Here is a 12,967-nt window from a genome sequence, read left to right on the forward strand (position 1 = left end):
CTTAATTCGGTGTGCTGATGGTCAAGCTGCCAAAAACGGCCTTGCCATCCTTGATCGTTGCAACCACCCGCAATTTGTGGAGATCGGCTGGATCGACATTTAGCGGATTGCCGTCGAGCAGCACCAGGTCGGCGCGTTTACCCGGTTCTATGCTGCCTTTCTCCTTATCCTCGCCAATCTGCCACGCCGCGTTGATCGTCACCTGCTGCAGGGCACGGTAAACCGGAATGCGTTCCAGCGGGCCCAAAATGTCACCCGATTGGCTGCGCCGGTTCACCGAAGACCAGACAAGGCGCAGCATGTCTGGCGGCACGACCGGGGAATCGTTATGCGCGGTCGGGCGCAGTCCCATTGCCCATGCGCTGGCTTGCGGCGATATGAAATCCGCACGTTTCGGGCCCAACGCGACATCGCGGTGCCAATCGCCCCAATAAAAAGTATGATTGGCGAAGAAACTGGGCTGGATATCAAGCTGCTTCATTTCCGCCAGTTGGTCCAACTGCACCACCTGATTGTGGATCGCGATGGTTCGCTTGCCCGAAAGGTCGTTCGTGCGGACACCATCGATCAGCGCCTGCGCCGCCGCATCACCGTTCACATGGACAAACACCTGCCACTTGTTTTTGGCGGCATCAGACAGCTTTTCATTTAAGAGTTTGAGGTCGATGGCGGGATAACCGGCATAGCCTTCTTTCTGGCCATGCGGCGGAATCGGTACGGGATCCTTGAGCCACGCTGTGCGCCCCTGTGGCGACCCATCGAGCGTCAGCTTAATCCCGCCAATCCGCAAATGCCCGGCATAGCCTTGGCCGATGCGCGCGCGCACTTCGTCAGGCCAGTTGCGTTCAAACGACACCAAGGCAACGACATCGATAGGAAGCAGCCCACGCTTTGCGGCTTCGTCCAGCGCGCTCCAGCCTTCGGGCATGACCCGCCCATCCTGGCCGGTGGTAATGCCATTTGCCGCATAGATTTTTGCGCCCGCAACAATGGGTGCGATGCTCGCTTCAACGCTCGGCGGCGTAAGCAGTTTCAACACCGGATATAAGGCTGTCTCCTCAATCACACCGTTCGGTGTCTTGCCATCTGCTTCACGCCGGATGACACCGCCCTGCGGATCGGGCGTTTCAGGCCCATAACCGACAAGTTTCAGCATCGCCGAATTCATCGATGCGAAATGCCCACTGACATGGATAATCAGTATTGGCATCGTTGCTGAAACCGCATCAAGGTCCGCCCGCGTCGGATGGCGGCGTTCGGCCAATTGGGAATCGTCATAGCCATTCCCGATTATCAACGGCACACCTTCCGGACGTTTGTAGTTGCGAAGCGCCGTTTGCAGTTCGGCTATGTTGGTAACGCCGCCCACGGGTGGCGGTTGCAACTGCGCCATTGCAGCATTCTGGCCAACATATGTCATATGCCCATGGGCATCGATAAAGCCGGGCAGCATTGTACGCCCGTTGAGGTCGACCGACTGCGCTTTTCCTTTCGCCACCTTTTTCACATCGGCAAGCAAACCCGTGGCGGCAATCCGACCGTCGCGGATAAGCACGGATTCAACTTGCCATGGCTCGTCCCCGGCCATGGTTATGATCGGACCGCCACTGATGATCAAATCATTGGCGCTTGCCGCCGTTGTCACCAGCAGCAATGGTGCCAGTGCAAGCAGTCTGTAACTGCGCATTTTGGTTTCCCCCTCCCAAGGATTATTTGCTCCTCTATCGTTTGCAAAAACGCGGCTGGCAAGCAATCCTCTGGAAAGAGGAGATTCGTCATGTCTGCTGCCCTTATTATCGGTGCCGGTGACGCAACCGGTGGCGCCATTGCAAAGGCTTTTGCGGCTGAAGGCTACACCGCCTGTGTCAACCGGAGACCGCGCCATGCGGATAAGCTGGAAGAACTGGCGCAATCGATCCGCGATGCCGGGCACATGGCCCAAGCCTATCCAGCCGATGCACGCGACGAAGAGGCGATGATTGCGCTTGTCGAAGGAATCGAACGCGACGTCGGCCCTATCGAAGTCGCTGTCTTCAACATCGGGGCTAATGTGCGCTTCGGGATCACGGAAACCACCGCGCAGGTTTATCGCAAGGTTTGGGAAATGGCGACCTTCGCCGGCTTTCTGATGGGGCGTGAGGTGGCGAAGCATATGGTCCAGCGGCAACGCGGGACGATCATCTTCACAGGCGCGACTGCATCGATCCGCGGCGGCGCGGGTTATTCAGCCTTTTCCGGAGCCAAAGCCGCTCTCCGAATGCTGGCCCAATCGATGGCGCGCGAGCTGGGACCGCAAAACATCCATGTCGCTCACAGCATCATCGATGGCGGGATCGACACCGAATTCATCCGGGGCCTGCGGCCCGACTTCGACGATGCAAAGGCCAATGACCTTGTGCTGTCACCGGATGCGATTGCAGAGGCCTATGTCATGCTGCACAAACAGCAACGAAGCGCGTGGACGCACGAATTGGACCTGCGCCCTTGGGGGGAAAAATGGTGAGCAAGACTTTCGAATTCCTTTTCGATTTTGGCGGACCCAACAGCTATCTGGCGCACAAGGTGCTGCCGGAACTTTGCCGCGAAACGGGGGCCACCGCGATTTATGTGCCCATCCTTTTGGGCGGGCTTTTCAAGATCACCAACAATCAGGCGCCGATGATGCGCTATGCGGAAACCCCGGCGAAGCGGAACTATGAAATGCTGGAGTTCGACCGCTTCGTGAAGGCCCATAACATCCCCTTCAAGATGAACCCGAATTTCCCGATCAATTCGTTGTATCTGATGCGCGGCGCGGTGGCGGCGCAGCATCTGGGTTGTTTCATGCCCTATGTCGAGGCGATCATGGCGGCGATGTGGGAGGATGGCCTGAACACCGGCGATCTCGCTGTGGTGAAAGATGTGCTCGACAAGGCTGGCCTCGACAGCGCCGCTCTATTGGCCAAGGCAGAGGAAGCTGATGTGAAAGCAGAGCTTGTTTCCAACACCGAAAAGGCGGCAGCACGCGGTGCTTTTGGCGTTCCCACATTCTTTGTGGGTGAAGAAATCTTCTGGGGCAAGGAACGCTTCTGCCAGGTCGCGGCAGCGCTCAACAAAGGATGAGCTTGCGCGCGGCGCGCATCGCGCTAAACCGCTGCGATGGACAAGATAATCATCCGCGGTGGCAATAAGCTTAAAGGCAAGATTCCGATTTCGGGGGCAAAGAACAGCGCTTTGACGCTGCTTCCTTGCGCGCTCCTCACCGATGAACCGCTGACGCTGCGTAACCTGCCGCGCTTGGCCGATATTGACGGTTTCCAGCATCTGATGAACCAGTTCGGCATTTCGACGACAATTGCCGGGTCGCGCCCCGAAGATTTCGGCCGCGTGATGACGCTGGAGGCAACGCGCATCACCTCTTCGGTCGCGCCCTATGAACTGGTTCGCAAGATGCGTGCGTCCATCCTCGTTCTGGGACCGATGCTGGCCCGCATGGGTGAAGCAACGGTTTCGCTGCCGGGCGGCTGCGCCATTGGCAACCGTCCAATCGATTTGCACCTGAAAGCTCTCGAAGCCTTTGGCGCGGAAATCGAGCTGGCATCCGGCTATGTAAAGGCGACCGCACCCAAAGGCGGCCTGCCGGGTGGAAGCTATACTTTCCCGGTGGTTTCGGTCGGTGCGACCGAGAATGCGTTGATGGCCGCGGTTCTCGCAAAGGGCACCTGCGTCCTCCACAATGCCGCGCGCGAACCTGAAATTGTCGACTTGTGCAACCTGTTGGTTGCAATGGGCGCAGAGATTGAAGGTATCGGCAGTTCCGACCTGACCATCCATGGCAAGGATCGCCTGCACGGCGCGACCTATCGCGTGATGGGCGATCGTATCGAGGCGGGCAGCTATGCCTGCGCTGTTGCGACCACCGGCGGCGAGGTTGAATTGATCGGCGCGAATGAGCGTGAAATGCAGGCGACGGTTGATGCCCTGCGTGCTGCAGGGGTGACGGTCGAAGCAACCAAGGAAGGCTTGCGGGTCGCAGCCGAAGGGCGGCTGAAACCGCTGACGATTTCAACCGCACCCTATCCCGGTTTCGCCACCGACATGCAGGCGCAATTCATGGCAATGCTGTGCATGGCTGATGGTGCCAGCGTGTTGACAGAGACCATCTTTGAAAATCGCTATATGCATGTCCCCGAACTCAACCGCATGGGGGCGCATATTGAAACCAAGGGGCGCACGGCCATCGTCCATGGCGTTCCGAAACTGACCGGTGCTCCGGTGATGGCAACCGACCTTCGTGCTTCGATGAGCCTCATAATCGCCGGACTTGTTGCCGAAGGGCAGACCGAAGTCAGCCGTATCTATCACCTTGATCGCGGCTATGAGCGGTTGGAAGAAAAGCTGAGCCTGGTTGGCGCAGATATCGAACGTGTAGGCGCCGACTGACGATAGATACAGCGTAAAAGCTGTATTGATTTTTCGATATGTTGCAAATGGAGGCGATTTCCGGCATTCTGGCTTCAGAAGGGGTGCCCAGTCGTGAAGCATATGAAAGATTATGAGAGGCGCCGGCACCCTGTGCTGGAATCAATCCAACACAGCCCTATCGCCACAGTGGTCAGCGATCCGCGGCAGAAAGATAACCCGCTGATCGCCGTCAATCAGGCATTTCTCGACCTTACCGGATATGCAGAAGACGAGGTTGTGGGCCGCAATTGCCGGTTCCTGCGCGGCGTCGACACCGAAACCGCCCAAACCGAAAAGCTTCGTACGGCAATTTTCGAACGCAAACCGACGCTGGCAGAACTGATCAATTATAAGAAGGACGGCACCAAGTTCCGCAATGCGGTAATGCTCGCGCCGTTATTCGACGCCAGTGGTGAGCTTGAATATTTTGTCGGCTCTCAAATCGAGATCCCCAAGGCAGAAGACAGCATCACCACCATCCGGCAGCAACAAGCGGCAGAACTGGTCGACACGCTGTCGCCACGTCAACGCGAGATCTTGAAGCTGATGGCCCAAGGCTATCGCACAAAGCAGATCGCCTACATGCTCGACCTCAGCGAAAAGACCGTCCAGATGCATCGCATGTTGCTGTTCAAGAAGCTCTCGACTTCGAACGCAGCCGATGCTGTCCGCATTGCAGTAGAAGCCGGCATTTAAACCACAGACTTAAGCCTATGGGTTTAAAGCGGTATGGTAAACACCGGCCGCTTCCGCCATTCCATTTGCACGGAGCGGAAGATGTAATCTTGTCTGGCAAAGTGCGGTCCCTTACCCTCCCTTGAAACCGCATTTTCCAGTTATTGCGGACCCCCCGAACGAGCGATGACCCGGCTTGTTGCAGGCCGAACGCCAGTCGGATTACTTCTCCCGCAACGTACCTACCGAACGTATCGGGCCAGTCCCGCGCGGTTTGGGTCGCAACCTGTGCCGCCACTGCAATGCAGGGCGGCACTTATTTTTTCAGCCTTTCGATAGCTGCAGCCGCTTTACCAGCCAGATGCGAATGGCGCCGGCAAGACCGCTTGGCGTCGGCGATGCCAGCCGTTCATTGTCGATTGCCGCTACCAGCGCGTTGATCGGCTGACCCGTCTCTTCGGATGCCGCACGCAGCATATCCCAGAACAACGGCTCAAGGCTTATCGACGTCTGATGACCGGCAATGGTTACGCTGCGCTTGACCGGCGGATGGTAAGGCGACTGTTCGGCCATGTTCAATACATGTGCTGCCCGCCGTTGATCGACAGCGTCGAACCAGTGATGAAGCCGGCATTGTCGCTAGTCAGGAATTCGACCCCGCGCGCAATTTCGTCAGCCTGGCCGAGACGACCGATGGGAATTTGGGCAACAATCTTCTCCATCACATTTTCCGGGATCGTCGATAGCATTTCAGTCGCGATATAGCCGGGCGCGATAGCATTCGCGGTGACGCCGAAGCGCGCACCTTCCATCGCGAGCGACTTTGTAAAGCCATGGATACCCGACTTGGCGGCGGCATAGTTGACCTGGCCAATCTGTCCGCCTTGGCCGTTGACCGAACCAACATTGACGATGCGGCCCCATTTGCGTTCGCGCATGCCGGCAAATACAGCCTTGGCCATGTTGAAACAGCCTGTCAGGTCGACGCGGATCACCTCGTCCCACTGCTCGAATGTCATCTTCACCATCGTCGCATCGCGGGTGATACCGGCGTTGTTGACCATGATATCGATCGGGCCGAATTCAGCCTCGATAGCCGCGCATGCATCAAGGCAGGCTTGGTGGTTGCCAACATCCCATTTGCGCACGGCAATTCCGGTGCGATCCGAAAATTCCTTGGCCGCTGCATCATTGCCACCATAGTTGGCGATGACCAGCCGACCCTTTTCCTTCAGCTTCAAACTGATTGCTTCACCGATGCCGCGTGTACCGCCGGTTACTACTGCTATGCGCGTCATTCACCCACTCCTGCTATATCCTTGTCTTGCCAAGGGCATAGCCAGAGTCCGAAGGGGCAACAAGTTTACGTGAACGTCAGTGCAATGCTATTCATAGCCAGCCCGAAAGCTCTCGTCTGACAAGCGTTTCGAGCATTTCCATCCCTGCGGCATCGGCATTCAGGCATGGCAGATAGGCGTAACGCTCACCCCCTGCTTCCTCAAACTGCTCCTTGCCTTGCAGTGCCAGCTCCTCGAGTGTTTCGAGGCAATCGGCTGAAAAACCGGGCGCAAATATTGCGATCTTCTTTTTACCCTCTTCCGCCAACCGCTTGATCGTGTCTTCGGTTGATGGCTCAAGCCACTTGGCCCGGCCGAAGCGCGATTGGAAGGCGATGGTCAACGGCTTGCCAAGCGCTTCCGAAAGCAAGCGTGCCGTTTTATGGCACTGGCAATGATAAGGGTCACCCAGATGCAATGTCCGTTCGGGCATTCCGTGGAAGCTCGCGATAATCGCATCCGGTTCAAAGTCGAGCTTGGCGAGTTCGCTTTTCAGCGATGCTGCCAGCGCGTCGATATAGGCCGGATCGTCATGATAGGTCGGCATTGTCCGGAGCGCGGGTTGCCAACGCATCGCAGCAAGTGATCGGAAAGCCTCATCGACCACGGTCGCCGTAGTTGCACCCGAATATTGCGGATAGAGCGGTGCAAGCAGGATACGGTTGCAACCATCTGCTTTCATCGCCGCCAACTGGCGCTCGATCGAAGGCTGGCCATACCGCATGGCGTAGCGAACATCGACAGCATCCCCCAATCGGGCCTGCAGCGCCTCAGCCTGCGCTTTGGTGTAAACTGCCAGGGGCGATCCTTCGGGCATCCAGATCTTGGCATAGTTGGCCGCGGATTTCTTGGGCCGCACATTGAGGATGATGCCGCGCAATATCGGTTGCCAGATGAGAGACGGGATTTCCACCACCCGCTTGTCTGAAAGGAACTGCTTCAGATAGCGGCGCACTGCCGGAGCGTTAGGCGCCTCAGGCGTACCGAGATTGACCAGCAACACCCCGATACGAGGTGTCTTGATGGGTGGATGGTTGGCTGGAATGTTCATGCGCCGCGCTTATCGATCACAGCCCGCGCGACAATAAGGGCAATTCCCTTAGCCGCACGCCTGCAGCGGAGAAAAGAGCATTGGCAATGGCAGGTGCGACCGCAGGCACGCCAAGCTCACTAAGGCCGCCGGGTTCTTCTTCGTTGCGGATGAATTCGATGTCGATCTCAGGAATGTCCGAAAGCTGGGGCAGGTCAATGTCGCGCAAGCGCCGTGCAACCGGAAGGCCATTTTCATATTCGGTTGCCGAACCGAGCGCCTGTGCGAGCCCGAAGATGATGCCGCCTTCGACTTGCTGGCGGGCGATTTCTGGATTGATCAGCCGTCCGCAATCGACGACCGCCGAGATGCGTTCGACGCGCACACCCTGTTCCCCGGTGCGGGCAGTGGCGATTACAGCGATGTGGCTGCCGTACATCGAATGGCAGGCAAGCCCCTTCCCGCTATTCTCAGCCCCGCCATCCCATCCCGCAAGCGCGGCAACATTGGTCAGGCAGCGAGCAAGGCGCGTTTGCCCGACCAGCATCTGCATGCGGAACGACAATGGTTCGATCCCTGCAGCAGCGGCCAGTTCATTGATAAAGCTTTCGACGAAAAATGCGGTGTAGCCATGACCATTACCGCGCCACAATCCGGTCGGCAGCGGCAGGTCGACCGGGAAATGATCAACGCTGAGATTGGGAATCGAATAAGGCGGAACGGCGCCATCGATGGCGAGTGGATCATGATCTCCGGTGACCGCTCTCAACGCCTCGACCGGCGTGTCACCCTTGAGCCGCCGGATCTGTTGCCGCGCCATGGCAGGAACCGCGATGCGTACCGCTAGCCCTTCAATGACGCCGCCCCTGCCCAACGCCGCAGTCATCCGCGCATGTGCCGGTGGGCGGACGATATCGCGGATGAAGTCTTCGGGGCGCGACCATATTACCTGCACCGGGCGGCCAGCATGTTGCGCCAAAATTGCCGCCTGTTCGGCGATGCGGTTGTCGAGGTTGCGGCCGAAACTGCCCCCCGCCATCATCTGTATCAGCGTGACATTATCGGCATCGATGCCAATCGCCTTGGCGGCGGCGAGCTTTGCAGACTCTGGCGCCTGGGTCGCCAGCCACAAGGTCAGCCGCCCCTTTTTGAATTCCGCAGTCGCACTGCGCGTTTCAATCGGGGCATGCAGCGCAGGCTGCACGGAATATTGGCTGCGATAAACCTTGGTGCCTGCTGATTTATCGAGCGCGGCATCGACCGACCCGATATCGACAAAGCGCGAACCAGGCCCCTTGTCGAGCGCGCGCTCCATCGCTTCATTCATTATGCCGCTGTCGGGCATACGGCCGATGGTTGCAAACACCGGTGCCATTGCATCGAGTGCCTTGTTCGCCACCCACCAGTTGGTGCCGAGTGCAGCGACCCAACCATCGGTCCGCACGACATCGACCAGGCCTTTGAGGCCTCTGGCCCCTTCGCGATCCAATTCCTTGAGGCGCGTATCCCCAATCGGTCCTGCGCGGACCGACGCATAGAGCATTTCCGGAAGGCGCACATCACCTGCAAAATTCGCGCTGCCATCAACCTTTGCCGGCACATCGAGGCGGACCGCCTCGCGACCGGAAAGGCCGTTGACCGGCGAAGCGCGCAGGGGGACGGGGCTTGGCGGATCATAGGTCGCCGCGTCCGCAACCAGTTCAGCGAACGGGATTCGCTTTTTGCCAAACGTCACAAAGCCATTGGCGGTATCGCAATTTTCCCACGCCGTGTCCCAACGTTCCGCCGCTGCCTGACACAACACTGTGCGAGCTGCAGCTCCGGCGATGCGGCAGGGCCGTTCGAACTGACGGATCGAAGTCGATCCTGCCGTGATCATGAAGCCGGTGCGCTTCGCCCATTCCTTGTGCAAGGCATCCGATGCGCCGCTATTGGCGAATGTCCCAAGCGATGCGGGGAGGAAAGCGGCGCTCCATTCGCGAACAAAAAGGTCGTTGGAAAAATTGGGTCCGGGCAATGCCGGCTGGATTGCGACTGTTCGCCAATCTGCACCCAACTCTCCGGCCACAATTTGGGCAAGTGCGGTATAGCTACCCTGCCCCATTTCGGTTTGCGGGACAGCGATGGTTACCCGGCCATCCTCGCCAATCTTGAGCCAAGGACCAAAAAGATGCTCGCCCTCTTCGAGCATCATATTGGGAAGATATTCGCGCGGCCAGACAGCCCATGCAACGAGCAATCCCGCACCAACGCCCCCGCCGATCAGCAGGTTGCGGCGCGAAAGCTCTATGCCGGGCGTGTCGTTCACCGAACGCCGCCCTTTGGATCGTCAAGCCAGTTGCCCACGCGCTTTGCGATATCGGCAAATGCGCCTGCGACCGGCCCGTCTCCCAGAGCAGGCGGCTCTCCCGCATCGCTGGCAAGGCGGACGGAAATGTCGAGCGGGATCCGGCCGAGGAAGGGAATGCCCAGTTCTGCAGCAGCAGCCTCTGCCCCACCACGGCCAAATGGATCGCTGACTTCGCCGCAATGCGGGCAGATATACCCCGCCATATTCTCGACAAGCCCGATGATCGGAACCTGTGCCTGGTTGAAAAAGCCGATGGCCCGCGTGGCATCCATCAACGCCAAATCCTGCGGGGTGGAGACGATCACTGCACCGACCGGCTTGTGTTTCTGGATCATCGATAGCTGGATATCGCCTGTGCCCGGCGGCATATCGACAACGATCTCGCGTACGTCGCCCCAATGGGCATCCACCAGCTGCGAAAGCGCCTGCCCGGCCATCGGACCGCGCCAGGCAATGGGCTGGCCCGGTGCCGCCAACTGCCCCATCGACAGGAAGGGTACCCCGCCTGCACCCGGCGTCGGATACATTTTCTTGCCTTCCGCTTCAGGCTTTACGCCTTCCAAGCCCAAAAGCCGGGTTTGCGACGGGCCGTAAATATCAGCATCGACCAAGCCGGCAGCGCGCCCGGCCCGGCGCATCGCAACAGCCAGGTTCGCTGAAAGCGTCGATTTACCAACGCCTCCCTTGCCGCTCGCCACTGCAATCAATTTTGGCACAATCCGCTCCGCCGTTTGCAGCAAACGTAGCGGCACATCCGGCGCAACCGCCGCCGCCACGGATTTGATTTTTTCAGACAGTGCATCGCGGCTAGCCGGGTCGAGTCCAGCCACGTCGACGATCATTGAAACAGCGCCGTCTTTCTCCCTGATTCCGCTCACACGCCCGTGCGCAATATCGGCGACCGCTATTTCTATTTTATCGATATCAACCATGGGAAATGCGAATAGAATCAGATTGTCTGGAATGACACTGTTTTTCTTGAAACAGTGTACCTATATGTCGCCCATGATGCAAAAACAGGATAGTGGGACGCCCGAGGCGTTGCATAGCGAAAGCAAAGGGCCATGGGATTTGCCGGGCTCTGGCGAAAACGGAAAACCGGCAGGCGGACGGGCTTCCAAGCCTTCTTCCGCGGGCAGCGATGAACAGCCAAAACCGGCCAATCCGTGGGAACCACAAGCCAATCCGGGCGGCCGTGCACGCGGGCCTTCACTCGAAGAGATTTTTCGACGCCCGGGTGGCGGCAAAGGCGGCGGGTTTGGTGGCTTGCCTCCGCGTGCAGACGGCAAGAGCTGGTGGCCGGTCATCATCGGCGGTCTGTTCGCAATCTGGCTAATCTGGACAAGCATGCACCGTATCGGCCCCGAACAGGAGGGCGTGGTAACGACTTTTGGCAGTTATTCGCGTACCGCGGATTCGGGCATCACCTTCACCTGGCCAGCGCCGATCCAGACTTTGGAAAAAGTCGACACGGCCCAAATCCGTACCACCTCGATCGGTTCGGCGCGGGCGAACAGCGAAAACCTTGTCCTCACCCGCGACCAGAATTTGGTCGATATGGCTTATGACATCCGCTGGTCGATCCGTGATCCCGAACTTTTCCTGTTCCAACTCGACGATCCAGAGCGCAGCGTCAGTGAAGTCGCTGAAAGCGCAATGCGCGCGGCGGTCGCCAATTTTGATCTTATCCAGGTCATCGGCGGTGGCCGGTCCGAAATCGAGGCGCAAGTGCGCCAGCGCATGCAGTCGATCCTCGATGAATATCGCGCTGGTGTGATGATCCAGAGCATTTCGATCCGCGAATCCGATCCGCCGGCAGAGGTCAATGATGCCTTCCGCGAAGTGAACGCAGCGCAGCAGCGTCGTGAAAGCTATCTCAACGAGGCACGCGCCTACGCGAGCCGTGTGACCGAACTGGCCCGAGGTGAAACTGCCGAGTTCGACAAGATCTATGAACAGTATCGCACCGCGCCTGAGGTAACCCGTCGCCGTCTCTATTATGAAACCATGGAGCAGATACTGGGCAAGGTGGACAAGACAATCGTCGAGACTGGCAATGTCACCCCTTACCTGCCGCTGCCTGAAATCCAGCGCCGTGCCGCTAGCGGACAGGGCGAAACCGTAACCGTTACGGGGAAAAAGCAATGAACCGCGCTTTGATGAAAAATCCACTCGCACTCAGCGTGGGCGCTTTGGCAGCGTTAGTTGTTATGGGCATGTCGGTGTCGGTTGTGCCCGAAACCAAGCAGGCCATTATTAGCACCTATGGCCAGCCGCTTCGCGTGGTGAATGGCTACAAGCCAAAACAGCAGTTCGGCGAACGCTTCACCGGCCTTGCGTTCCGCATTCCGCTGGTTGAGCAGATCCAGTTCATCGACAAACGCGTGCTGAGCGTCGAAATGGAGCGGCAGGAAGTGCTGTCCACCGACCAATTGCGCCTGCAAGTCGATGCATTTGCCCGTTTCCGCGTGACCCGACCGATCGTGATGTACAAGACGATCCGCACCGAAGAGCGGCTGCGTGACCAGTTGCGCACCATTTTGGGATCATCGCTTCGGAACGAACTCGGCCGTCGTTCGTTTGCGACGATGTTGAGCCCGGAGCGCGGTGAAGTCATGGAGAATGTGCAGCGCGCGCTGAACCGCGAGGCCCGCAAATATGGTGCTGAAATCATCGACGTGCGCATCAAGCGGGCGGACCTGCCCGATGGCGCTCCGTTGAAGTCCGCGTTCCAGCGGATGCAGAGCGCGCGCCAACAGGAAGCGATCGCCATCGACGCCGAAGGCCAGAAGGAAGCACAGATCATCCGCGCCAATGCAGAGGCAGAGGCCGCTCGCATTTATGCGGAAAGCTATAACAAGGATCCGGACTTCTACGACTTCTATCGCTCGATGCAGTCCTATCGCCGGACCTTCCTTCAGGATGGCCAGAACGGCAATGGCAACACCAATATCGTGTTGTCGCCGAGCAACGATTATCTGCGCAATTTCCGCGAAGGACGTTAAAGGAACCGCAATGTTATTGTCGTTTGTCGAACGCAATCGGCGCTTTGCCAAGCGGTTGACGGGCGTGGGATTTCGTTCAATCGGCGTTCATTTTTTCGCCGCAAGGACGGATTGAGGTTAAATGCCG

12 protein-coding genes are annotated in these 12,967 nt (G+C 58.4%); 6 read left to right on the forward strand and 6 right to left on the reverse strand.

The annotated features are described in order from the left end of the window. Position 1 precedes the first annotated feature (1 nt). Positions 2-1,687, reverse strand: a complete 1,686-nt coding sequence (locus tag ACFSAG_RS13105) for an amidohydrolase (RefSeq protein ID WP_381515607.1) — start codon at positions 1,685-1,687, stop codon at positions 2-4. Between the two features lie 90 nt (positions 1,688-1,777). On the opposite strand from ACFSAG_RS13105, the gene ACFSAG_RS13110 reads away from it, so the two are divergent. The 4 genes from ACFSAG_RS13110 (at position 1,778) to ACFSAG_RS13125 (ending at position 5,139) form a co-directional block, all read left to right on the forward strand. Further along, positions 1,778-2,503: an SDR family oxidoreductase gene (locus ACFSAG_RS13110; protein WP_381515609.1), complete on the forward strand. Its 726-nt coding sequence runs from the start codon at positions 1,778-1,780 to the stop codon at positions 2,501-2,503. Further along, positions 2,497-3,102: a 2-hydroxychromene-2-carboxylate isomerase gene (locus tag ACFSAG_RS13115; protein ID WP_381515612.1), complete on the forward strand. Its 606-nt coding sequence runs from the start codon at positions 2,497-2,499 to the stop codon at positions 3,100-3,102. Before ACFSAG_RS13110 ends, ACFSAG_RS13115 begins: the two co-directional genes overlap by 7 nt. A 36-nt stretch (positions 3,103-3,138) precedes the next feature. Then, on the forward strand, positions 3,139-4,422 hold the full coding sequence (gene murA / locus ACFSAG_RS13120) for a UDP-N-acetylglucosamine 1-carboxyvinyltransferase (protein ID WP_381515615.1): 1,284 nt from the start codon (positions 3,139-3,141) through the stop codon (positions 4,420-4,422). A 102-nt stretch (positions 4,423-4,524) separates the two neighbouring features. After that, positions 4,525-5,139, forward strand: a complete 615-nt coding sequence (locus ACFSAG_RS13125) for a LuxR C-terminal-related transcriptional regulator (protein ID WP_381516171.1) — start codon at positions 4,525-4,527, stop codon at positions 5,137-5,139. A gap of 303 nt (positions 5,140-5,442) precedes the next feature. Here ACFSAG_RS13125 and ACFSAG_RS13130 read toward each other — a convergent pair whose 3' ends face one another. The 5 genes from ACFSAG_RS13130 to ACFSAG_RS13150 form a co-directional block, all read right to left on the reverse strand. Then, on the reverse strand, positions 5,443-5,691 hold the full coding sequence (locus ACFSAG_RS13130) for a ribbon-helix-helix domain-containing protein (protein ID WP_381515618.1): 249 nt from the start codon (positions 5,689-5,691) through the stop codon (positions 5,443-5,445). A 2-nt stretch (positions 5,692-5,693) separates the two neighbouring features. Next, complete coding sequence (phbB, locus tag ACFSAG_RS13135) at positions 5,694-6,416, reverse strand: acetoacetyl-CoA reductase (protein ID WP_381515621.1); 723 nt, start codon at positions 6,414-6,416, stop codon at positions 5,694-5,696. A 91-nt stretch (positions 6,417-6,507) separates the two neighbouring features. Next, on the reverse strand, positions 6,508-7,506 hold the full coding sequence (hemH, locus tag ACFSAG_RS13140) for a ferrochelatase (RefSeq protein WP_381515624.1): 999 nt from the start codon (positions 7,504-7,506) through the stop codon (positions 6,508-6,510). Positions 7,507-7,522: 16 nt separating this feature from the next. Continuing rightward, positions 7,523-9,793 (reverse strand): xanthine dehydrogenase family protein molybdopterin-binding subunit, encoded by a 2,271-nt coding sequence (locus ACFSAG_RS13145; RefSeq protein ID WP_381515627.1) that lies wholly within the window; start codon positions 9,791-9,793, stop codon positions 7,523-7,525. Beyond that, positions 9,790-10,767, reverse strand: coding sequence for an Mrp/NBP35 family ATP-binding protein (locus ACFSAG_RS13150; protein ID WP_381515630.1), 978 nt, complete (start codon positions 10,765-10,767; stop codon positions 9,790-9,792). Before ACFSAG_RS13150 ends, ACFSAG_RS13145 begins: the two co-directional genes overlap by 4 nt. A gap of 76 nt (positions 10,768-10,843) precedes the next feature. Between ACFSAG_RS13150 and hflK the strand changes: the two genes are divergently transcribed. Next, entirely contained in the window at positions 10,844-11,983 is a 1,140-nt protein-coding gene (gene hflK / locus ACFSAG_RS13155) for a protease modulator HflK (RefSeq protein ID WP_381516175.1), read from the forward strand. After that, on the forward strand, positions 11,980-12,840 hold the full coding sequence (hflC, locus tag ACFSAG_RS13160; RefSeq protein WP_381515633.1) for a protease modulator HflC: 861 nt from the start codon (positions 11,980-11,982) through the stop codon (positions 12,838-12,840). Before hflK ends, hflC begins: the two co-directional genes overlap by 4 nt. Positions 12,841-12,967: the final 127 nt, after the last annotated feature.

Source organism: Sphingorhabdus buctiana (genome assembly GCF_042680825.1).
GTDB classification, from domain to species: Bacteria; Pseudomonadota; Alphaproteobacteria; order Sphingomonadales; family Sphingomonadaceae; genus Sphingorhabdus_B; species Sphingorhabdus_B buctiana.